The organism is Priestia sp. USM5, from assembly GCF_058323215.1.
The window spans coordinates 1,979,811-2,001,175 of the sequence record NZ_JBSGKN010000001.1 but is presented as its reverse complement, the minus strand read 5'-3'; the positions used below and the strand labels follow the sequence as shown (position 1 = coordinate 2,001,175).

Below are 21,365 nucleotides of genomic sequence, written 5' to 3'. Positions count from 1 at the left end.
GTTAAAAACCAGAAAAAAACTTAAAAAAATTAAGTTTTTTGCTTTTTTAACTTAAATTATAAAAGTACACAAACGTCTTCTGGAAATAACCATCTTATTTTGGATAATACTTCTTTTATATCTGATACCCTTTCACGCTTTTGACTAATCGCTTATGATTTAGACTTCTAGCAAACAAACGTATGTGCAAAAAAAAGCGGGAATCTTTACGATTCCCGCTTTTTCGTTACATCTTATGTTCAAGCGCCTTGAAGTTTTTTTGAAATTGCTCCAAGCGAACAAGTCCTTCTTCACGAAGGCGTTTATTTTCTTCTTCAATTGCTTTTGTTTCCTGCATTCCTTTCATAATAATATTCCACGTTTGTTCCATCGTTTCTACTTTTACGCTAGGGGCACCGGACATTTTGGCGATTTTAACACTTTGCTGTGAAATATTTTCTGCATTTCGAATGAGCAGTTCATTTGTGCGTTTGTCTAATTCGTTCATAGACTCCGCTACTAAATTTTGACGCTTTGCTGCGATTGCGTTAATGAGTCCATTTTTAAAAATAGGAATCGTTGTAATAAACGCCGAATTGATTTTGCCGATCAGCTTTGTATTTCCTCGCTGCAGCATACGGATTTGAGGAGCAGATTGATAAGATACTTGTTTTGCCATTTCTAAGTCATATAATCGCTGCTCCATTAGCTCAACTGCGTTTTTTAAAGTTTGAAGCTCCATTGCCGCCAGCTGATTTCCACTCGACGCTCTTTCTTCAAGCACCTTTAGCTCTTGTTTCAACTCTTCTACTTTCACTTCGCCCGCTACAATGTATTTTTCAAGCTCCATATAATACTGATAGTTTTGCTCGTAAAGCTGTTCAAGCGTTGTGGTCGAATGCTTCATTTCCGTTTCATATTTTGTAATCTCTACATATACTTTATCAATTTCAGAGCCCATTGTTTCATATTTTTGAAACAGCTTATCCACTATTTTTTGACCGCGTTTAAAAAGCTTAGAGAAAAACCCTTTATCTTCAACAAAATCCTTTGCATCAAATTTATCCATAATTTTTCCAAGCTGCTTTAATAATTGACTGGACTCTTCCATGCTAGACGATTTAATTGTACTAAGCACTTTTCCGGAAAACGAGGAAATTTCATTAGCTGTTTCTTTCCCGTATTCAAGCAGAGCCAGCTGATTTTTATAATCAATTTGTTCTGCCAAGCGACGTACTTCCGGCTCTTCTCGCAGTTTTGCTTTTACTTCGGTAGGCTTTGTTTCTAAAACTTCTTCGGCTTCGTTTACATCTAAAGGCTGTAATTCATTTGTTGCCATTTAAAAACCCTTCTTTCTTTAAAAGATTCGTTTTAACCATTTTTGAATGAGCGATGGTTCTTTGAATTCTTCATTAAAGCTAATATCTTCTAGCCAGTGCATATCGAAATACTTTTCTTCGACGAACGCTTCTATATCCAGTTGACCGGTTGGATTAAAGAGAACAATATCAACGCCGAATTCATTTAATAGAAGCAGTAAAGCTGCATCTTCACGCGTAAACGCTTCTCGTTCATTTCCATGATAAATAATGAGACGGGGTACATGCTGCGTATAATCAAACTTTTGAAGCATGCGAAGCACGTTGTTTGGAAGCTTCAAAGACTGATTAAACAAATACATTTGATGCTGATACGCATCTTCATGATCCAAGCGAAGGAGCTTTGAATGTGCACAATACCTAGAAATAGCTGCAGCGAGCCCTTTCTGAAGTCCGATAGGCAGCTCTTTATAGCGCCACCAGTTGCTTTCAATCATTCTATCAGGACTGAGCGTGCCATCACTTCCGAGAGCTCCTTGATAGTGAAAGTGATTATTTCCTTCTATTTTTTTAGCAAAAGGAACAGAATCAATCGTCAGAGCTAACTCATCTTCCGTTTGCATGAGCTCATGCACTTTACTCCAGTACTCTTTTCGGTTTTTAGAGATACCAAGTACTTTTGAAAACAAGACCGGCACGTGTACATATGGCTTGGACACTTGAAAATTAGGACGAATAAACGCCCGTTCTCTCATTAATAAAAAGATTTCATCATACGTCGTTTTAAGAGTAACTGAAGTTGGAAAATACGAACGAAATTGCCAAGGTTTATACAGCATGGACTCCTCTGAATGAAGCACTTGCTCAATTTCTTGAGAAGCTCGAAATGCTACCGTACCTTTTCGAACCGGTTTATCCGTTGGAAAAGGTACAAGAGAGCTAGTAGAAGGAAACGTATAAACCGTTGTTAAGTGCTGATTCTTATCTACTTCTTTTAAATGATCCTTTCCTTCTGGATGAAAGGTAAGGACGTCAAAACCTAGTAAAATTAAATAATGGAGAAAATACTGCTCGCTTTTATTTGCATCCCCATACCACATGATGCGAGGCGCGTGCTCAGGAAATGCTTTATCGACCATCCAAGGTTTTACATGATTCCACTGCCACTTTATTAAATCGATTAATACGCGTTGAAAATGCTCGTCCATAAAGCCCTCTGCGTGCTGTTCTTTAAAACACGTTAACGTTTCAATAAATTTTTCACGTACTCTTCTATGTATAGCGGGATTTTCTGACTTCACGATCAGCTTTTTCCCTTCTAAAAAAGCAAATAGCCGGTTGACAGAAAGGCCGCGTTCTTCTTGATTAATTTTAAGGATCGTTTGTACTTCTTTTAATCTATCATTAGAAATGGACTTATCAAGCTTATCTTGCAAGACAATAATTGATGGTGAAGAATGTGCAAGTTCATAAAGAAAAGCTGCGTACTCGTCCGCATCAAGATGGGTGCCTACATATCTTCCTGCCACTTGTTTATAGGAAGTTTGCTGCTCATTTTGTATAAAGTCACCTCGCAGAGAAACATCTTTAGAAAAAAGAGAAGTTCCATCCTCCTCGTTAAGATTAATCATATGAGGATCAATTGATTTACTCACACCTTACAGCTCCTTTCTTTTCAGACATATACATGCTAAAAAGAAAGGGTACTCGTTAAAGCACCCTTTCTTTTTCATTTATCGCATGCCTTTTTTATACGGATAATCCGTAGTTGCGGCAAAGATCGGCCAATCCGCCAGAAAAACCGCTGCCAATGGCATTAAATTCCCAGTCGTTTCCGTGCTTGTATAGCTCACACACCACAACAGCTGTTTCGATTGAAAAATCTTCGCCTAAATCATAACGAAGAACTTCTTCATTTGTTTCGGCGTCAATGAGACGAACAAACGCGTTGGATACTTGTCCAAAGTTTTGTCCGCGAGCATCTGCGTCGTGAATCGTGACGCTAATTCCGATTTTTTCAACGTGGTCAGGAAGAAGAGAAAAATCAACGGCGATTTGCTCATCGTCTCCATCTCCTGCACCTGTACGGTTGTCACCGGTATGCTCCACAGCTCCGTTTGGACTTTTTAAATTGTTGTAAAAAACAAACTCTTCGTCATTTACAACTTGGCTTGATTTATTGGCTAAAAATGCACATGCATCTAAATCGAAGTCCTGAGACCCAGCATATTTATTTGTATCCCACCCAAGACCTACTATTACTTTTGTTAAGCCTGGGTTCGTTTTGGTTAGGTCAATGCGCTGACCTTTTGATAAAGAAATTGACATAAAAACATCCTCCGTACATTTTCTTACTTTAATGATTAGGCGTTTAAACCAAAGTCGTTTACAAGTGCCGCCAAGCCGCCTTGATAGCCGCTGCCAATGGCATTGAACTTCCATTCTCCACCGTGTCGATACAGCTCGCCTACCACGACCGCTGTTTCAATCGAGAAGTCTTCACCTAAATCATAACGAATTAACTCTTCGTCATTTGTTGCATTTAAAATACGAACGTAGGCGTTGCTTACTTGGCCAAAGTTTTGACCGCGTGCTTCCCCTTCATGGATCGTAATGGTGAACGCAATACGTTCAATAGATTGAGGCACATTTTTTAAATCTACTTGAACCTGCTCATCGTCTCCTTCACCTACGCCTGTACGGTTATCTCCGGTATGTTCAACCGCTCCGTTTGCACCCGTCGTATTGTTGTAAAAAATAAAATCAGATTCTGAAGCGCATTTTCCCGCTCCGTTTAATAAAAAGACAGATGAATCTAAATCAAAATCGTTTCCACCGTCATACTTATTTACATCCCACCCAAGACCTACTACTACGTTTGTTAATCCTGGATTCGTTTTTGTTAAATCTACTTTTTGTCCTTTTGAAAGATTAATAGCCATTTCGTTTCCCTCTTTTCTAGTTGTTTATTTTGTATATTTGTTTGCAATTTCAGCCAATCCAGTATCTCTCGTTGCATCTCCAGTTGCTGAAAACTTCCACTCTTTTCCGTCTCGATAAATTTCACCTGCAAATAAAGCTGTTGCTCCTGAATGATCTTCAGATAGATTAAAGTGTACAAGCTCTTCGTTTTTAGCGCTGTCCACAACACGGATAAAAGCATTTTTAATCATACCGAAATCTTGGTTTCGCTCAACACACTGATAGATGTTGACTACAAACACAAGTTTATGTACGTTTCCAGGAACATTTTTTAAATTAACAAAAATTTGTTCATCGTCCCCTTCACCTGCTCCGGTAAGATTATCGCCTGAATGCTTGACGCTTCCACAGTTACTATGACGATTCCCAAAATACACAACGGCTGAGTTACTTACAAGTTTATCGTTCGAATTGAGCATAAGAACAGACGCATCGCAGTCAATCTCTGGGCCGCTTCCTCCAAAACCAAAAAAGCTGCGTTTTTTTACAGGATCCCATCCTAATCCAACCGTAATAGAAGATAACCCTTCTCTTCCCTTTGTTAAATCAATTTTCTGCCCTTTTTGTAGATTAATAGCCACGTTTATTTACTCCTTTACTATAGCGAACACATTTTTTTACAGGTTCTATATAACTTTACATAATAGCGTAGATAAATGAAAAAATAGTGAAATCTTTGATACTATTTTTAACGTTTACGTAAGTCTTCTTATGGAGAGAATACCACAATTTGGTGATTGTTTCAAAAATTAAGCTATGTTTTATAACGTAAATTCATTGACTGAGAGTTTAAAATTTAAGTTAAACTATTAAAAAAAGGCTGTCTCTAAACCGGAAATCCGAGTTATGAGACAGCCTTTTTTAGCTTATTGAGCTATTTTTAAAGTCGGTTCTTGCTGTTCAGCTGTTTTAGCAGCTGCCACGTTTTGAATACGACCTTCAGCTTTGTATTCAAACGGGCTCTTAAGTGTTTTAATATAGTTTACCGTTGCTTGTAAATCTTCTGGTCCCACTTCCATATCTGAAGAAAGTGCGCCAATCCCGTATTTTTCATTTCCATACATATAGTTATTGACTACTACCGTATATTCTTTTTCTTTGTCGATTTTACTTCCATCTGGAAGCGTGATATCGACGACTTTATTAGTACTACTGTCCCACGTATAGTTAAAGCCTGCAATATGGAAATCTAGTCCGGATGAGGTAATTTGATTGTTTAACACCGTTTCTAAATCCGCTCCGCTTAGCTTTACTTTATTTAAGACGTTGCCAAACGGCTGAATCGCAAACAAATCACCGTATGTCACGTCACCTGCATCAAGCTGTGAACGAACGCCTCCGCCATTCATTAACGCAAAGTCAGCGTTCATTTCTGCTTTCATACCGTCAGCAATTAAGTTTCCAAGCGCGATATCACCTGTTGCTCCGCTAGAAGGATAGCCTTTTGCCAAATCTGTAGATGAATTCCCAACCACTTGTGCTTTAATAGGCGCTGCTAAATCTTCGTACTTTTTCATAATGTTTGAAACTTCAGGATCTGGCGTATAGTCTTTTTGGTATACGGTCACAATTTTTGCATCTTTTTTCACGATGTCACCCGTGTTATCAATTTCAACGTCTACGTCAGAAAACGCTGAGCCGTATGAATAAGCTTGAACGATTAGTTTGTTATCTACTACTTTGTTGTTGTATACGTGATTGTGAGCTGAAAAGATCACGTCAACTTCATCGTCAACTTTTTTAGCGATATCTGCTGCATCAAACTCGGTAGACGTTCCATTTTGATTAGATGGATTATGAGCAAGTACCACAATGGCTTTAATACCTTGCTTTTTCAACTCTGCCGTGTATTTATCAATTGCTTCTGCTTCGTCCGTAATTTTTAAGTTTTCATTTCCTTTACGAACAATCATGCTTGGCGTTTCTTGTGTTACAACGCCGATGAAGCCGATTTTCTTGCCGCCTACTTCTTTTATTGCATAAGGTTCTGTAATTAATTTATTAGTTGACGTATCATAAGCATTTGACGCTACTACCGGGAAATTCATGCCGTCGTATCCTTTTGTTCCTTTTGGATGGTCTCCGCCTTCAATCATACGGTGAAGCTCAGCAATACCTTCATCAAACTCATGGTTTCCAAGCGTCCCTACATCAAATCCAAGCGATTCCATCACTTCAACCGTTGGCTCGTCTTGAAACAGCGCTGAAACTAGCGGACTTCCGCCAATCATGTCTCCTGCATGAACTAAAAGCGTATTCGGATTTTCAGCTTCTTGTTTACGAATAGCTGCTGCTGTATATTTCATATTTCCAGCTAACAGCGATTGGCCATTTGAATTGATTTTTGTATCTGTATCGAGCTGACCGTGAAGGTCGTTCATGCCTAACAGCTGAATCTTTGTATTATCTTTTGATTCGCCGTTTAAATTAATTTTGTAAATGCCGAATCCTTTGTCGTCCGTTTTATTTGTATACGTAATGTTACTTCCTTCAGTTAAATAGCTTTCTCCGCGCGGTGAGCTTGTGAACGTCACGTTAGCCGTTCCGTTAATTGGTGCAATGGACCAGTTATCATCAGCTGTCGGCGTAATTTCTTTTTGTTCGGTGATGTAGTCCATTAGAATTTGACGGTTTTCATCCGCTGAATCCACCACAAGCTCGCTTCCTTTTAGACCAGGGAAGTTTCCGCCTCCGCCAGCTCGGTAGTTATTTGTCACAACGATAAACTCTTGATTCGGGTCAACTGGTTTACCGTTATACGTTAAGTTAACAACTCGGCTTGAATCTGCGTGAATCACGTTTCCATTCACATCGTATTTTGCTGGTTTTGTCACGTCGATTTGGTATTGAACGCCGTCAATGACGTCAAAATTATAAACAGGGAAGCTTGGGTTTAATAATTCCTGCTCTTCTGTTTTGTTCGGTGTAATTTGATTAAACTTACCGGCAGACATATCAATCCAGTCTTTTACCACAGAACCTTTTACTTTGACCGCTTTTAACGTGTTGTCATATAGATACAGGTCGCCTGCGCTTCGAATCGTTAAGTCACCTTTTTTAATTTCCGTATATTCATCAACGCCGTTTCTTCCTGCTTTAAAAGGGGCTCCCACTGATAAAATCGGAAGGTCTTTATATTCCGGCTTGTTTTGAGAAACGTATTTTTCCACGTAGTCTTTTTGTGCATTTGTTACAACTTGAATAGAGGGATCATCTTTCACAAGAGAAAAATAGCTGTGAATATCATCCGTCGTTTTACCGATGGGTGTGTTCACATATTTAACCGTTGCATCGTGATCTTTTTGAACTGCTTTAACAACACCTTTATCCGGTTCTACCGTACTTTGCGTAACCGTTTTCCCTGACGCGTCTTTTACGTCTTTATACGTTTCACGCGTGGACGATTGAGAGTTTACTACTTTCCATTTTCCTTTTTCTTCTTTTAACGTTAAGTCAATTAAGCCAAGTGACCCTCCGCCGTAACCTGCTTGGACAGCCGGAACGCCGTTGATTGTTCCTTTTGCATTATCAACGCCAGGAAGAGGCTTTTTATCTGCTCCAAGGAACAAACCGTCTAGCGAAGCTTCCGTTTTAGCAGGGAAGACTTTATGCGTATGCGAAAACGTAATAGCATCAATGCCTTTTACTTCACTTAATGAGTAAATGACATCTTCCGTGTTTTGCTTGTTGCTGCTAAACCCGGAGTGAGCCATCGCGACAACTACGTCCGCGCCTTTTTTCTTCATTTCTGGAATGTACTTGTTGGCTGTTTCCACAATGCCTTTTGTAATGACTTTTCCATCAAGGTTTGCTTTATCCCAATCGTTAATTTGAGGAGGCACAAAGCCAATGAAACCAACTTTAATCGTTCGTTTCTTTCCATTTTCATCGACGACTTTTTTATTCATAATTTTATACGGCGTAAATTTATTTTTGTCGTTTTTCGGGTTGTTGTCATGATCATCAACGTAAACATTGGCATTTATGTAAGGAAAGTTCGCGTCGTTATACGCTTCTGTTAAGAAGTCTAATCCATAGTTGAACTCATGATTTCCAAGTGTTGCAATATCGTAATCCAGCTGATTCATGGCTTTAAATACAGGATGAACTTCACCTTTTTTCAGCGGGTTAATCTTGGCTTTATACGTGCCTAGAGGCGTTCCTTGAATGAGGTCTCCGTTATCTACTAATAAGCTGTTTTTTACTTCTTTTCGAGCATTTTTGATTAAGGTAGCGGTTTTAGCTAAACCTACTTTTTCATAAGGGGCGTCTTTGAAATAATCATAGTTTAATAGATTCGTATGAACATCAGTTGTTTCCATCAGGCGTATATTCACAAGCGCATCTTTTTTATTGTGGCCTTGATGCTTGCTTTGCTGTGAGCTTTGTCCAGGGTGACGTTCTTCTGCTCCTGCCTGTGTAGTTAGAAGCGGCATTGATAATAAAGAAAGTGCCAGTGATGTAGTTAGTATTTTCTTCGTTTTGCTGCGTTTGTTCTTTTTCATCTACCATTCACCTTTCAAGTAAGTTATCATCGCTATAAATCTAGCAACTGTTCAAAAATAGTATAGCAGAAAAGATTTATAAAGGATGTAAATTTTTTGATTTTTTAGTAAACCATTTGTATGCGTTTTATTAACTTTTTGTAAACCGAAAAATTTTTTTTAGTTTCTCTCTTTAAAACAAAGGACTATAGTTTTTATTAATTGGATGAACCCTCCTTTTTAAATGAGTCTTATTACCCAATGCATCAACGTTCCCACGTTCTCTTTTCATTCAAAAAAAATTTATTTCAAGCGGTGTGTATATATGTACTATACATAGGATATGAAAAGCAGACATTAAGTTTGTCACAGCTTCTAACAAAATTTCGTAGATATAAAAAAGAAAGAGAAGGTTTTTCCTTCTAATAAATAGATATATTTATATAATTTTACATTTATAACATGGAAACGAGATTGAATTATAAGGCATACCTACTATATCAATCCAATCTAAAGCATCTATACACATGAAACCTACGTTCACCCTACAAATAAAAAAATCCGAACGAAGTTGATTCTCCATCAAGAATCGTGATTCATCGTTCGGATTTTCTTCAATTAGCACACTTTTGTCCCAGGTTTGTTTTTTTACTGACCTAATTCTTTAATTTGTTTCATAATACTTGATACATCTTGAATTGATTGAAACAATTCACTGTTTTTTAGCGCTTCTGGATTGAAGCTGCCATCCTTTATATTGGCTTCATACGCTTCAATTCCACTAATGATTTTTTCGTTTTGCTGAACAAGCTGATCGTGCACATCAGAAGCGATGTCAGGAGCTTTGGTTTGATTAAATTCTTCGGCTTTCCCTTTCATTTCCTGCAGCTTTTGCTCGAGCTTTTTTATTGCCTCATCGTCATTAACAGCTTTTTCCGCTAGAGGCGGTATTTCTTCAGCAAACTTTTGAGCTTCACTCACGTAATCTTTCGCATCGTTTGCGTAGTTCAACGTACTGCTTGTATCTTCAAGAAAAGAACAGCCGCCGACCATAAAGAGAACAGCAGTTGACATGACTAGCATCCACTTTTTCACTTAGCACTCAACCTTTCTTATTTTCTTTTCTACTATCTTCTTTTCGATTTTCGTTTCTTTAACTCTTTCATAATAATGGGTACAGCTTTTTTTATTCCTTTTTTTACAGCGGGGCTTTTTAACAGTCTCGATAGTTTTGACATTTTTAAGCTCCTCTCTTCTTTTGAAATAACAAAAAACACCTTTACCATATGTGGTAAAGGTGTTTGTATCCAGACCTTTACCAATGGCAACATTGGCAAAGGTCTCGCTAACAATTTGCATTGTCAATAAAGCCGGAGATAATAATCTCGAAATGACGACTTTACTGCAAGAGCTACTCCCCTTTGAGCAAAACAGCATTTTTTGTTAACACAATCATAACGTATGTTCCTGATTATCGTCAACTTATATGGAATTAATACACATCTTTTTTGGTAAATACCAGAAACGACACGAGCAGCCCGGCAAGTCCCCAAATGGTTAAAACACCTAAGGAAAATCCTAGTGTCATTCCTTCAGTCGGAGGAGCTGTGCCTTGCAGGTAAGAAGTTAAATTTAAATTGACCATAAACAAGTACTTAGCTGAATTCCACGAAGAAACCATACTGCTTAAAATCGTACCTGCAATCAAACAAGCAAGCATCACCCCCATACCAGCAGCCGTACTTTTAATTAAAACGGACAGCATAAAAGCAAGCGTTCCAACCACCAGGGATACAAACCAAGCAAGGCCAAATTCCATTAAAATATATCTCCACTGCGAAATTAAATGAACGTCCGCTGTATTCAAATCATTGCCCTGCACGCTAAATCCCGTAAGAATAGGCGCTGTCCAGCCTTTAAATCCAAATACAACGCCAGAAATGAGATACGACAAAACGCCAAACATTAAAATTAAAAACGAGACGGACATGACGAGCGTGATGTATTTACTAAGCAGGATTTTCCACCGTTTCACAGGCCTCGTCAACAGTACCTTGATGGAGCCCAAGCTGTATTCTGAAGACACTAAATCCGCTGCAATAATCATAATCATTAGCGGCAGCAAAAGCTGAATGGCGTTTTCAATGAACCCTCGCACAAACGTTGGGGCTCCTGGTTCCGAAGGATTAATATCGTTATCTAAGTAATACTGCTGCTGCGCCACGCGAATTTCAAGCTGCTTGCGCCAATCATCTGAAATTTGGCTTCCGCTCAGCCGGTTTTGCGTATCGATAATTTCTTGCTGCAGCGTACTGCGCCAATCGGTCGTTCCTAGCTTTTCTTGAAGGCGCTGCGTTTCGCGAAGCTGAGCATAGGTGAACATGGAAATCAAAACGCCCATAATAAGGGTAACGATTAACAGGCGCTTTTTTCGAACGAGCTTGATCATTTCATTTTGAACCAAACTAATCAATCGATTCGCCTCCTGTCATTTCGATAAATAAATCTTCAAGAGTCGGAAGCTTTCGGTTCATTTCTTTTACCGTTACTCCTGCTTGAATGAGCTGTTTGTTCCACTCTCCCACTTCAGCTTCCTCATAAAACGTCGTGACATATTCTCCCTGCACTTGCACAAAGTCCGTCACTTGTTTTAAGACGTCTATTCCCGCTGGCTGCGGATCTAGCTTCCACAGTAAGCGCTCCTGCTGAGTTAACAGGGTCTTCACCGATTCTGTGTGAATAACTTCTCCTTTTGCAATAATCGCTACTCGGTCACACATCAGCTGAATCTCGCTCAGCAAATGACTCGATACTAAGACGCTTAGACCTTCACTTTCAGCTAAAAAGCGAATAAATTTACGCATGTCCCGAATCCCAGATGGGTCGAGTCCGTTCGTTGGCTCATCTAAAATGAGCACTTTTGGTTTTCCGAGAAGCGCTTGCGCAATTCCTAAACGCTGCCTCATGCCTAACGAATATGTGCGAACTAAGTCGTGGATGCGCTCTTGCAAGCCAACTAATGCCACAACTTCATGAATGCGTTCTTCCGTCATAGAAGGAATCATACGTGAAAAATGCTGCAGATTTTCCCAGCCGCTTAAGTATGGATACAGCTCAGGATTTTCAACAATACAGCCGATATGCTCCATCGCTTTTGTAAACTGCTTCGATACGCTGTATCCACAGATAGAAATGGAACCAGCCGTCGGGCGAATCAAGCCGACAAGCATTCGAATCGTTGTCGTTTTACCGGCTCCATTGGGTCCTAAAAAACCGAACACTTCGCCTCTTTTTAATTCAAAATCAATATTTTTGATGATTTCACGTTTTCCTATTACTTTTCTCAGTCCTTTTACGGAAAGTGTTACTTCACTCATATCATTCCCTCCCTTACCACGTAATAAGCGATGCTACACGTTCTGCGATCAGCTTGTAGCCTTTTGCATTCGGATGAAACTTATCAGTATATAAGTAGTCATCTACCTTTAACTGAAACAAATCAAAGGTCGGAACAAAAACAGTTTGCTTATAATTAGCGCTTAATTCGCTGCTTTTATAATTCCATTCTCGTACAATAGCCGTTGTCGTTTTTGCATCTTGCAGGTTACTAAACGGATTATACAAACCAATTAAAAAAATCGTCGCGTCTTTATTTGCCGAACGGATGCTTTTTAAGATGCTGTCTACGTTTTTTAAATAGTCATTTTCTAGCTTTTGAATATTGTTTTTATTTAAGTTTTGCAGCGTTTGTCCACCTTGAAATAAGTCATTTCCGCCAATCGTAATCAGCACGGTGTCTGCAGACTTAATCTGTCGCTGAATTTGCTGCTGCTTTACTTGACTTGCTAGCTGCGAAGACGTTTGACCTTTTATTCCAAAGTTACTTAAGAGGATTTTTTTCTTCGTTTTTTCTTCAAGATTATCTTTTAAATACCCAACGTATCCTTTCCCCGCTGCGTCTCCTGTTCCTCTTGTCAGTGAATCTCCTAAAGCAACAATCGTATAATTTTTGGTACTTTTGTTACTGCTGCTTGTTTCTTGCTTCGGCTTTGGCATTTCTTTTACAGTAGCTTTTGAGGCGCTAACATAATCATAAATAGACATTCCAAGCCCTGCTGCAAACAGCAGACACGAAATAATTGAAATAAAGGATACGATCCATACCCACTTTCCTTTCGCTTTCACTGGCTGCACTCCTTTTCGTCTTTTTAGTTATCTTTTTTTAGAGCTTCAACTGTTTTTAGTAACGCCGACCAGTCTAAATGACCCCAGCCATTTTCAATTCCTTGTTCATAATGACCTTTCACAAGCTCTCCTAACGGAAGCGGCGCGGACACTTTTTTGGCTGCATCAATAGCCAAGTTTACATCTTTTAATCCAAGCTCCAGCTTAAATCCGGCTGGATCAAAGTCTCTTTTAGCAATTAAATTGCCGTAATTTTTATACACAGGAGATGCAAATAAGCTATTAACCACTTCAAGAAACTGCTCCGCTTGCATCCCGTACTGCTCTACCATGACTACTGCTTCAGAAACAGCTTCTAACATCGATACTAGTAAAAAATTATTGCCAAGCTTAGCTACATTTGATAAGTAAGGCTCGTCTCCTACAGTAAAAATAGTTTGACCAATCGCTTCAAACAGCGGCCAAACGTGCTCTCTTGGTTCTTTATTACCTGCAACTATTACTTTGAGAGCCGCAGCAGCTGCTGCGTCGGGGCGCCCTAAAACGGTCGCTGCAACAAAATGCTGTCCTGATGCAGCATGTGCGCTTGTTAATTTTTCGGACAAATCTACGCTAATAGTACTCACAGAAACGTGAATACCGCCTTCTTGGAGGCCTGCAAGTATACCGTCTTGTGACATCGTTACTTCTTCTAAAGCCTCGTCATTGGAAAGAATCGTAAAGACAAGATTCGCTTCTTGTGCTGCTTGGGCAGGTGTCTCTACAACCTTTGCTCCTTTTTTCACAAGACTTTCCGCCTTTGAAGCAGTTCGGTTATAAATCACAAGTTCATGACCCGCTTTTATCATATTTTCCGCCATCGGTAATCCCATATTTCCTAAACCAATTAAACCCACTTTCATCTTTACCACTCCATTTCAGCGCTCAGTATGTACATTTATACTTGTTTTCTACCTTTAGAAAAACCATATTTTCATTATTATATAACTACAGTAAAAGCGAATACAAAGAATAGCCTTTCTAAAATGTTCAAAATGTGACATTTTTTAGACGTGTCTTATGAAAAACTTGTCAAAAAAATACGGATAGTTTTTAAATAAAGCGCTTGCAAGCATAGGAAATTTCTGCTAAGATATAAGAGAATTATTTTTGTTCGGTGGGGATGTATGAGTATTGTCACTTTTCGTCTTTAGATTTGAGCAAGAATAGTACCACAATGTGCGAGTCCGCACGAGGAGGCAACAATTATGGAACAAGGTAAAGTAAAATGGTTTAACGCAGAAAAAGGTTTTGGATTCATCGAGCGCGAAGGTGGAGACGATGTATTCGTACACTTCTCAGCAATCCAAAGCGAAGGCTTCAAATCTTTAGACGAAGGTCAAGCTGTAACATTTGACGTAGAACAAGGTCAACGCGGACCTCAAGCTGCTAACGTTCAAAAAGCATAAGAAACACAACATATCAGAAACAGATCCTTTAAGGGATCTGTTTTTTTGTGTACAAACATAAAAAAGCCCTGTTTTTCAACAGGGCCAGTCGGTACAAATACAGAAGTAAAGTTAATGGTACTCTTAGTATAGCACAAGATCATAACAATCTATACGAAATAATAAAATAAAACTTTCATCCAGCACGTTTACCTATGTTTATAGCTATTCCAGACTCTCTAGGGCGCTCGCAAATCGTTTAATTCCTTCTCGAATAACCTCTTCTTCCCCTCTGCCAAACGTAAAGCGAATAGCTCCGCTTTGAGAACTCAGCACGCTTCCTGGGACAAAGGCCACTCCTTTTTTAAGCGATTCTTCCAATAGACGATAGTCATCGACCGGCTGATTCACTTTGCACCATAAGTGAATCCCGCCTTGAGGCGAATCGAAAGATACTTTTGATCCAAGCAATTCGTTCAGACTCGACGACAGGGCATACTCTTGCTTTTTGAGCTCTTGTCTAAGCTTTTCAATATGAGAAGAAAACGTAGGAGAATCTAAGAATTGATAAGCAATCCACTGCGGAAAGATGCTATGACCAAAATCAATTTGCTGCTTAGCGTCTGCCAGGCGCTGAATTACTTGCTCCGGCCCCACTATCCAGCCGATTCGAAGGCCTGATGCAACAATTTTAGAAAGCGAGCTGATATAGAGGACGTTTCCGTTCTCGTCCATCGATTTCAGCGTTTGATGTACATTGCCATCAAATGCCGTGAGTGAATAAGGATCATCTTCAATAAGCGGAATGCCGTATTCTGAAGAAAGCTCTAGAAACCGCTTTCGGCGCGCTTCTGATAACACAATACCGGTCGGATTTTGATAGTACGGATTTAAAAAAACCATTCGAATGCGATGCTTTTTATGTAATTCTACTAAGTCGTCCGGGTTGGCTCCATTTTTATCTACAGGCAGTAAAAACGTTCGTAGACCTGCTGATTGAAAAAGTGGCAGTGAATAGCTATAGGATGGATCTTCAATCGCTACTGCATCCCCTGGTTTTAACAAACACTGCACAATCAAATGAAGTGCTTGCTGTGCACCTGATGTAATTAGAATAGAATTGGAGTCAGTGGAGATTTTCCGGTACTCATAAACATGAGCAGCAATAGCATCACGCAAACGTTCATTGCCGTGGGGATGATCATAGCCTAAATGTTCATTAAAAGGCATGCCCGCTAATATTTGCTGAAAATCTTCGCTTGGAAATAAGCTAGGAGCTAACTCTCCGCTGGCTAAGTTCACAAAATCTGTTCGCAAAGCCTCGCTTCTGATTCGCTGTACGAGCGGTAAATTAGGCAAAAATGAACCGTCTTCTACATATCTCCCCCAGTTTGGAATACGTTTTCGGGAAATTCCCCAGATGCTCGAACTCACTCGCGTGCCGCTTCCTTTTTTACGTTCTACGATTCCAAGTGCCTGCAGCTCTTCATAAGCAGCTACTACCGTGCTTCTGTTCACGTTGAGCTCAGCGGCAAGCGTTCGTTCTGATGGCAGCATAGAATCCGGTGGAAAAGCTCCCGATGAAATACAGCTTTCAATATATTCTGCAATTTGTTTATAAATCGCTTTTTTGCTAGCGCGATCTGGTCTCCAGTTCATGCGGCGTCAGTCCTTACATTTAAACTTTCTTAATTAGTAGTTTATCCTTTATCTCTCTTATCTTAAAGCAGTTTTATAAAAAAAGACCATCCAATTCGGTGTTTTTTTGCTCATCCACTTTATCAAAAATTATAATAGTAGCTATTTTTCATTTTTAGGTATTTTAGTTTACATAATAATTTTATAGTTAATCATATTGAATGAATTTCACCATGAAAAAGAGATTGAGACATAACCACACCAGTCCAATCTGAAGACGAACAAATGGGATACATGAGCTCATATGGGTTGCTTGGTACACCACATTTGATTTCCGTGCAAGACTTCGCTTTCCGCGGGCGGCCGGTGAGCCTCCTCGTCGCATACGCTCCTGCGGGGTCTCACCTATTCCGCTTTTCCCGCAGGAGTCTTCGCCTTGCTCTCCAATCAACTGCTAGAAGCAACGAAATACATGAAAACTACATTCACCATGCCAATAAAAAAAACCCAAACGAAGTTGATTCTCCATCAAGAATCTCGATTCATCGTTCGGATCTTTCTTCAACTAAATTACTTTCGTCACAGCCTATTTTTTTTATAAAGGCGGTAAATCTAGCTTGCCTTCTTGAAACAATTCTTTCACCATGTGCTTGGCATACCCTGTTGCTTGCCCAAGCGTTATTTTTGCTGGCATAGGCGCTTCGTTTGCATCAACGATTACATCGATAATACACGGTTTATTCTGTCTAACTGCACTTTCAAAAGCAGGCAACAGCTCGTCTTCCTTTTCTACTCGGTAGCCAACACCTCCGCAGATATCTGCATACCTAGCAAAATTCGGGTTTGTTAAATCTGTCCCAAATTCAGCATTTCCCATTACTTCTTGTTCAAATTTAATCATGCCGATTTTATGATTATTAAATAGCACTACGACTAGCGGAAGATTGTATTTAACAGCTGTAATAAAGTCAGCCATTGTCATCGCAAAGCCGCCGTCTCCACACACCGCAAACACCTGCTTCTCGGGATAAGCAATTTTTCCAGCAATTCCGCCCGGCAGCCCGCATCCGAGAGTGGCTAACCAGCTTGAAATCACAAACTGCTGATTTGTCATCCGAAAATGACGCGCCATCCATACTGTGACGTTTCCTACATCTACAGACAAGACCGCGTTATCATCCGCTACGTGCTGAAGCGCTCGAATCACTCGCTGAGGCTTGATAGGTACACTTTCTTTGGCTTCTTGGTTATCAAGTTGATTCCACCACTTTTTCATACGTTCTTGACTTTGCTCTAAAAACTGGCGATGCTCTGAGCGGCCCACATTTTCTAAAAACCACTGAACCGTTGCTTTCGCTTCTCCTGCAAGCCCCGCATCTACAGGATATCTTTTGCCAATTTGTGCAGGATCAATATCAATATGAATCGTTTTCGCATGGTCTGGCAAAAAGCCTGTAAACGGATAGGACGTCCCAATCATGATGAGCGTATCCGCTTCTTGCATTGCTTCATACGCTGGCTTTGTCCCTATTAATCCAAGTCCTCCGAGACAATATGGATGCTCATCCGGTATTGCTCCTTTTCCAGGAAGCGTAAGAACAATCGGTGCTGCGATTTTTTCTGCAAATGCAAGCAGCTCTTCTCTCATTTCATGTGTGCCTCGACCGGCTAGGATAACCGGACTTTCCGCTTTACCAATCAAATCTTTTGCTTTTTCAAGATCTTCTCTATGGGGAAAAATGTCTTGCTTGACAGTGATGCTTGATGTTTCTCGTACTTCTGATCCGACTTCGAAACGAGGAATATCATCGGGAATGGTTAACACAGCCACACCTTTTTTAGCATACGCTGTTCGAATCGCTTGATTAACAACAGTCGGAAGCTGCTCAGCGGACATGACTCGCTGGTTATATACAGCCACATCATCGAACATTCTCTCTAAATTAATTTCTTGAAACGCATCGCTGCCGATGAGATCTGATTCTACTTGCCCCGTAAGTGCTAAAACGGGCGCTTTGTCTAATTTGGCATCATATAAGCCATTTAGTAAATGAATTGCTCCCGGTCCGGCAATAGCCGTGCATACACCGATTTTACCCGTTAGCTTCGCATATGCAGCTGCTGCGAGAGCTCCCGCTTCTTCATGCCTTACTTGAATAAATTTAATTTTATCCTGGGCTTTGCGAAGCGGTTCAATAATTGAATTAATGGAGTCTCCTGGCATGCCGTAAATATGATCAACGCCCCATTCAATTAGCAGTTCAATCAGTTTTTCTCCAGCTTTTTGTTTAAACATATGACTACCCCTTTCTTCTTATATATAGAGATAGTGTGACCTGATACGCTCTTTCTTACTTATTTTCAGCCGTATAATTTTCGTTTTCTTTCGTTAAAAGAAGGCAACATCTTCGTTAAATTTTCTTCATTCCTTGCAATTATCATTATCTTTTGCTATTCTATAAGAAGAATTATTTTTGTTCGGCAACAATCGATAGGTGAATACTTTCGTCTTAAAGATTTTGATCATGAGCAAGGATAGTAATACAATGTGTGCATAGCACACGAGGAGGCAACATTCATGGAAAAAGGTACAGTAAAATGGTTTAACGCAGAAAAAGGTTTCGGATTTATCGAGCGCGAAAACGGCGACGATGTATTCGTACATTTCTCAGCAATCCAAAGCGAAGGATTCAAATCTTTAGACGAAGGTCAAGCTGTAACATTCGACGTTGAAGAAGGTCAACGCGGACCTCAAGCTGCTAACGTTCAAAAAGCATAAGTAGTAAAAAGACTCTGATTTCAGTCAGAGTCTTTTTTTTATGTAGAGCTACGCATAAATTTTTTTAACATGTAGTTTATACACGTTATTATAAATAGTAAACTAAAAGAGTCTCTTCATTCCGAAGAGACCTTTTGTGGAAGAAATAGTTAAAGAAATAAAGTGTGGATGTTGCATCGTCCTCATTTTTTAATAATTAGCACCAGCCGCCGCCGAAGCAAGAAGCGCCGATGATGATTAATAAGATGAAAAGTACAATGATTAAAGCGAAACCGCCGCCGCAGCCACCGCCGCCATAACCACAACCGTATCCGTAACCTCCGTAGTATCCCATGTGTTTCACCTCCATTTGCTATACTTTAAGATATGTGGATTTAGTTAAATTGCTCCTAATAATTCCATAGAACTTTTGAAAATGTTTGTCATACACTAAAATACTGAGCTTCTCAAACAAGTTCCACAAAGTGATAAAATATCTGATTTTATGGGCATTTACTCCTCTTTTCTTTATCTTTTAAAAATGTAATCGCTCCCTTTTTCATGAATGTACAATGCGCTGAATACCTTTAGTTATGTACACTCACACAGGAGGGATTCAATATGTTAACACTCGAAATTTCAAAGCAAATCGTTAAAAACGTCTACCCTATTGTCTTATCGAACCGCAGTAAAATCTTTCAAGAGGAAGTGAGCGTCGCCGCCTTGCAAGACTACTTTGGTCTTGATCATGCCTTTAGCGTATATGCAGCTGCCACCATTATTTATCAGCTAGAAGCTGACGGATATGTATCCAAACCTCTGAAACGCAACGAATACAAGCGAATTTTGCTCAAATAAAAACAAGCATCCCCACAAGGATGCTTGTCTTATTTATAGCTATACCTGTCGAATAATTGCTCGACTCTTTTGTGATAGTCCGCAAGGTAATCAGAGAGCTCCGTTTTGCTCAAATTATTGGCCTGCTCCTCAAATAGTGACAGCAGCGAAATTTTAATCATTTCCATTTCCGTTTCCGAACGATTTTCATTTCGCAAATCTTTTCTTAAATTCCACAGGCTTTGCTCCATTTCATGCTTTAATTGTTCTAGTGAGTGTGGTTCTTCAAATCCGGCACGAATGTCTTTTTTAAATCCACTCATCTTATCACTCCTCGCATTTGCACCTGCTAGATAGTATCTAATGTATACTATACCATAAATAACTATACGAGGCTTAAGCATGCATTTTAAGCAATTGGTCACAAAATAAAAAACATCTCTTTGGATGTCTTTACGTTACTTTTTATCTTACTTCGTCTTCTTCACCTTTTACATATTTAAAAAATGAATCAATCATTTCATTTAAAAAATCATTTCGATCTTCAAAATTCATAATTTCTAAAAACTCCACAATATCCTTATCTAAGCTAATAGCAGCAGGAACATAAGCAGCTGCTTCCCTTCTTTGCGGGAATGGAATTACATTATCTTTCTTCTTCATAAAACACCGTCCTTTTTCTGTGCTTTACTAGTGTAAGCTTTCAAGGAACGATTTGCAAGTCCCTCTGATGTAAAATTTTATATAAACATTCTTCTGAAAAGACAGAGTATATCTTTAGCTACTCAAGCAAGCTCATTTGACCTTAGCCTTTTTCGTGTTCTGGCGTCATATTAATAATTCGCCGCTGTTTTCTCTTTTCCTTTTGGCATCTTTTAGCAAATTTAAACACAAATAGTTTAAAAGAGGTTTTCATTTCCTTCTTATAGGTTAAAGAAAGGAAACAACATTTTTATATGGAGGGGTTACAAATGATTGCATTAACTGGAAAAGTTGCGCTTGTGACGGGAGCGGCATCTGGAATTGGACGCGCTTCAGCCATCACATTAGCTGAACAAGGAGCGCGCGTTGCTCTTTTAGACTTAGAGGAAGAAAAATTACACGAAGTAAAAGAGACCATCATGGCGAGCGGCGGAGAGTGTATAGCCGTTAAAACAGACGTATCTGACTCTGAAAGTATAAAAGAAAGTATCGAAACGATTAGCAGCTTATGGAGTCAATTACATATTGTTTCTATTAACGCAGGCATCAACGGTACGTTTTCTTCTATTGAAGAACTATCACCAGAAGATTGGACAAAAACAATTGATACAAATTTAACGAGTACTTTTTTAACCGTGAAGCATTCTATTCCTTATTTAAAAGCTCAGGGAGGAAGCGTTATTATTACTAGCTCGATTAACGGCAACCGTACATTTTCAAACATCGGCATGAGCGCATACAGTTCCTCAAAGGCTGGCCAAATGGCCTTCGGCAAAATGGCAGCTCTTGAACTTTCTACATACGGAATACGCGTTAACGTTATTTGTCCAGGAGCAGTTGATACAAATATTGAAAGCAATACATTCCGTCAAGAAGACAAATTAAAAGAAGTCGCGATTCCAATTGAATATCCAAACGGCAATCAGCCGCTTGCTAAACGCTCGGCTAAGCCTGAAGAAGTAGCAGATTTAATTTCCTTTTTAGCTTCTGACGCGTCCAAACATATTACCGGAAGTGAAATGTTTATTGACGGCGGAGAATCGCTGCTGTAACG

General features: G+C 39.5%; 21 protein-coding genes. 4 read left to right on the top strand and 17 right to left on the bottom strand.

What is annotated here, in order from left to right; genetic code table 11:
• Positions 1 to 226 precede the first annotated feature (226 nt).
• The 11 genes from ACWATA_RS10895 to ACWATA_RS10845 all read right to left on the bottom strand — a co-directional run bounded on the left by ACWATA_RS10895 (position 227) and on the right by ACWATA_RS10845 (position 13,851).
• Positions 227 to 1,318, bottom strand: a complete 1,092-nt coding sequence (locus ACWATA_RS10895) for a toxic anion resistance protein (protein ID WP_033579227.1) — start codon at positions 1,316 to 1,318, stop codon at positions 227 to 229.
• Between the two features lie 18 nt (positions 1,319 to 1,336).
• Positions 1,337 to 2,953 carry a YceG family protein gene (locus ACWATA_RS10890; RefSeq protein WP_182030097.1) on the bottom strand — a complete coding sequence of 539 codons (1,617 nt, stop codon included), beginning with the start codon at positions 2,951 to 2,953 and terminating at the stop codon, positions 1,337 to 1,339.
• Between the two features lie 94 nt (positions 2,954 to 3,047).
• Entirely contained in the window at positions 3,048 to 3,626 is a 579-nt protein-coding gene (locus ACWATA_RS10885; RefSeq protein WP_473049833.1) for a TerD family protein, read from the bottom strand.
• Positions 3,627 to 3,661: 35 nt separating this feature from the next.
• Entirely contained in the window at positions 3,662 to 4,240 is a 579-nt protein-coding gene (locus ACWATA_RS10880) for a TerD family protein (protein ID WP_025751616.1), read from the bottom strand.
• A gap of 24 nt (positions 4,241 to 4,264) precedes the next feature.
• Positions 4,265 to 4,861 carry a TerD family protein gene (locus ACWATA_RS10875; RefSeq protein ID WP_028408239.1) on the bottom strand — a complete coding sequence of 199 codons (597 nt, stop codon included), beginning with the start codon at positions 4,859 to 4,861 and terminating at the stop codon, positions 4,265 to 4,267.
• Between the two features lie 285 nt (positions 4,862 to 5,146).
• Positions 5,147 to 8,785, bottom strand: a complete 3,639-nt coding sequence (locus ACWATA_RS10870; RefSeq protein ID WP_473049832.1) for a multifunctional 2',3'-cyclic-nucleotide 2'-phosphodiesterase/3'-nucleotidase/5'-nucleotidase — start codon at positions 8,783 to 8,785, stop codon at positions 5,147 to 5,149.
• Between the two features lie 627 nt (positions 8,786 to 9,412).
• Positions 9,413 to 9,859 carry a DUF6376 family protein gene (locus tag ACWATA_RS10865; RefSeq protein WP_049164979.1) on the bottom strand — a complete coding sequence of 149 codons (447 nt, stop codon included), beginning with the start codon at positions 9,857 to 9,859 and terminating at the stop codon, positions 9,413 to 9,415.
• A gap of 397 nt (positions 9,860 to 10,256) precedes the next feature.
• A complete protein-coding gene (locus ACWATA_RS10860; RefSeq protein ID WP_014459751.1) occupies positions 10,257 to 11,237 on the bottom strand; it encodes an ABC transporter permease in 981 nt (326 codons plus the stop codon).
• On the bottom strand, positions 11,230 to 12,141 hold the full coding sequence (locus ACWATA_RS10855) for an ABC transporter ATP-binding protein (protein WP_014459750.1): 912 nt from the start codon (positions 12,139 to 12,141) through the stop codon (positions 11,230 to 11,232). The genes ACWATA_RS10860 and ACWATA_RS10855 overlap by 8 nt, the downstream gene beginning before the upstream one ends.
• 13 nt (positions 12,142 to 12,154) lie before the next feature.
• On the bottom strand, positions 12,155 to 12,949 hold the full coding sequence (locus ACWATA_RS10850) for a GDSL-type esterase/lipase family protein (RefSeq protein ID WP_033579231.1): 795 nt from the start codon (positions 12,947 to 12,949) through the stop codon (positions 12,155 to 12,157).
• Positions 12,950 to 12,972: 23 nt separating this feature from the next.
• Complete coding sequence (locus tag ACWATA_RS10845) at positions 12,973 to 13,851, bottom strand: NAD(P)-dependent oxidoreductase (protein ID WP_098627197.1); 879 nt, start codon at positions 13,849 to 13,851, stop codon at positions 12,973 to 12,975.
• Positions 13,852 to 14,196: 345 nt separating this feature from the next.
• Between ACWATA_RS10845 and ACWATA_RS10840 the strand changes: the two genes are divergently transcribed.
• Positions 14,197 to 14,397, top strand: a complete 201-nt coding sequence (locus ACWATA_RS10840; protein WP_013057405.1) for a cold-shock protein — start codon at positions 14,197 to 14,199, stop codon at positions 14,395 to 14,397.
• A gap of 204 nt (positions 14,398 to 14,601) precedes the next feature.
• Here the strand turns inward: ACWATA_RS10840 and pdxR are convergent, their stop codons facing one another.
• The 3 genes from pdxR to ACWATA_RS10825 form a co-directional block, all read right to left on the bottom strand.
• Positions 14,602 to 16,035, bottom strand: coding sequence for a MocR-like pyridoxine biosynthesis transcription factor PdxR (pdxR, locus tag ACWATA_RS10835; RefSeq protein ID WP_033579233.1), 1,434 nt, complete (start codon positions 16,033 to 16,035; stop codon positions 14,602 to 14,604).
• A 187-nt stretch (positions 16,036 to 16,222) separates the two neighbouring features.
• Complete coding sequence (locus ACWATA_RS10830) at positions 16,223 to 16,465, bottom strand: hypothetical protein (protein ID WP_080754433.1); 243 nt, start codon at positions 16,463 to 16,465, stop codon at positions 16,223 to 16,225.
• 144 nt (positions 16,466 to 16,609) lie between these two features.
• Positions 16,610 to 18,310 carry a pyruvate oxidase gene (locus ACWATA_RS10825; RefSeq protein ID WP_473049831.1) on the bottom strand — a complete coding sequence of 567 codons (1,701 nt, stop codon included), beginning with the start codon at positions 18,308 to 18,310 and terminating at the stop codon, positions 16,610 to 16,612.
• Positions 18,311 to 18,592: 282 nt separating this feature from the next.
• Here ACWATA_RS10825 and ACWATA_RS10820 point away from each other — a divergent pair, with 282 nt between their 5' ends.
• Entirely contained in the window at positions 18,593 to 18,793 is a 201-nt protein-coding gene (locus tag ACWATA_RS10820) for a cold-shock protein (protein ID WP_013057408.1), read from the top strand.
• A 196-nt stretch (positions 18,794 to 18,989) separates the two neighbouring features.
• On the opposite strand, the gene yjcZ is transcribed toward ACWATA_RS10820, so the two are convergent.
• Positions 18,990 to 19,127, bottom strand: coding sequence for a sporulation protein YjcZ (yjcZ, locus tag ACWATA_RS10815; RefSeq protein WP_013057409.1), 138 nt, complete (start codon positions 19,125 to 19,127; stop codon positions 18,990 to 18,992).
• 266 nt (positions 19,128 to 19,393) lie between these two features.
• Between yjcZ and ACWATA_RS10810 the strand changes: the two genes are divergently transcribed.
• Positions 19,394 to 19,630: a hypothetical protein gene (locus ACWATA_RS10810; RefSeq protein WP_013057410.1), complete on the top strand. Its 237-nt coding sequence runs from the start codon at positions 19,394 to 19,396 to the stop codon at positions 19,628 to 19,630.
• A gap of 29 nt (positions 19,631 to 19,659) precedes the next feature.
• Here the strand turns inward: ACWATA_RS10810 and ACWATA_RS10805 are convergent, their stop codons facing one another.
• Complete coding sequence (locus ACWATA_RS10805) at positions 19,660 to 19,932, bottom strand: hypothetical protein (protein WP_045292176.1); 273 nt, start codon at positions 19,930 to 19,932, stop codon at positions 19,660 to 19,662.
• Positions 19,933 to 20,074: 142 nt separating this feature from the next.
• Positions 20,075 to 20,272: a hypothetical protein gene (locus ACWATA_RS10800; protein ID WP_048019147.1), complete on the bottom strand. Its 198-nt coding sequence runs from the start codon at positions 20,270 to 20,272 to the stop codon at positions 20,075 to 20,077.
• 308 nt (positions 20,273 to 20,580) lie between these two features.
• Between ACWATA_RS10800 and ACWATA_RS10795 the strand changes: the two genes are divergently transcribed.
• The gene (locus ACWATA_RS10795) at positions 20,581 to 21,363 is read left to right on the top strand and encodes an SDR family oxidoreductase (protein ID WP_251439960.1); all 783 of its coding nucleotides are present in this window, start codon (positions 20,581 to 20,583) and stop codon (positions 21,361 to 21,363) included.
• The last annotated feature ends 2 nt before the right edge of the window (positions 21,364 to 21,365 follow it).

What these genes read in the sequence shown, in the direction of transcription:
- ACWATA_RS10895 (WP_033579227.1), bottom strand. Translation starts at nt 1,318, where the DNA reads ATGGCAACAAATGAATTACAGCCTTTAGATGTAAACGAAGCCGAAGAA.
- ACWATA_RS10885 (WP_473049833.1), bottom strand. Translation starts at nt 3,626, where the DNA reads ATGTCAATTTCTTTATCAAAAGGTCAGCGCATTGACCTAACCAAAACG.
- ACWATA_RS10880 (WP_025751616.1), bottom strand. Translation starts at nt 4,240, where the DNA reads ATGGCTATTAATCTTTCAAAAGGACAAAAAGTAGATTTAACAAAAACG.
- ACWATA_RS10870 (WP_473049832.1), bottom strand. Translation starts at nt 8,785, where the DNA reads ATGAAAAAGAACAAACGCAGCAAAACGAAGAAAATACTAACTACATCA.
- ACWATA_RS10855 (WP_014459750.1), bottom strand. Translation starts at nt 12,141, where the DNA reads ATGAGTGAAGTAACACTTTCCGTAAAAGGACTGAGAAAAGTAATAGGA.
- ACWATA_RS10845 (WP_098627197.1), bottom strand. Translation starts at nt 13,851, where the DNA reads ATGAAAGTGGGTTTAATTGGTTTAGGAAATATGGGATTACCGATGGCG.
- ACWATA_RS10840 (WP_013057405.1), top strand. Translation starts at nt 14,197, where the DNA reads ATGGAACAAGGTAAAGTAAAATGGTTTAACGCAGAAAAAGGTTTTGGA.
- pdxR (WP_033579233.1), bottom strand. Translation starts at nt 16,035, where the DNA reads ATGAACTGGAGACCAGATCGCGCTAGCAAAAAAGCGATTTATAAACAA.
- ACWATA_RS10825 (WP_473049831.1), bottom strand. Translation starts at nt 18,310, where the DNA reads ATGTTTAAACAAAAAGCTGGAGAAAAACTGATTGAACTGCTAATTGAA.
- ACWATA_RS10820 (WP_013057408.1), top strand. Translation starts at nt 18,593, where the DNA reads ATGGAAAAAGGTACAGTAAAATGGTTTAACGCAGAAAAAGGTTTCGGA.
- yjcZ (WP_013057409.1), bottom strand. Translation starts at nt 19,127, where the DNA reads ATGGGATACTACGGAGGTTACGGATACGGTTGTGGTTATGGCGGCGGT.
- ACWATA_RS10810 (WP_013057410.1), top strand. Translation starts at nt 19,394, where the DNA reads ATGTTAACACTCGAAATTTCAAAGCAAATCGTTAAAAACGTCTACCCT.
- ACWATA_RS10805 (WP_045292176.1), bottom strand. Translation starts at nt 19,932, where the DNA reads ATGAGTGGATTTAAAAAAGACATTCGTGCCGGATTTGAAGAACCACAC.
- ACWATA_RS10800 (WP_048019147.1), bottom strand. Translation starts at nt 20,272, where the DNA reads ATGAAGAAGAAAGATAATGTAATTCCATTCCCGCAAAGAAGGGAAGCA.
- ACWATA_RS10795 (WP_251439960.1), top strand. Translation starts at nt 20,581, where the DNA reads ATGATTGCATTAACTGGAAAAGTTGCGCTTGTGACGGGAGCGGCATCT.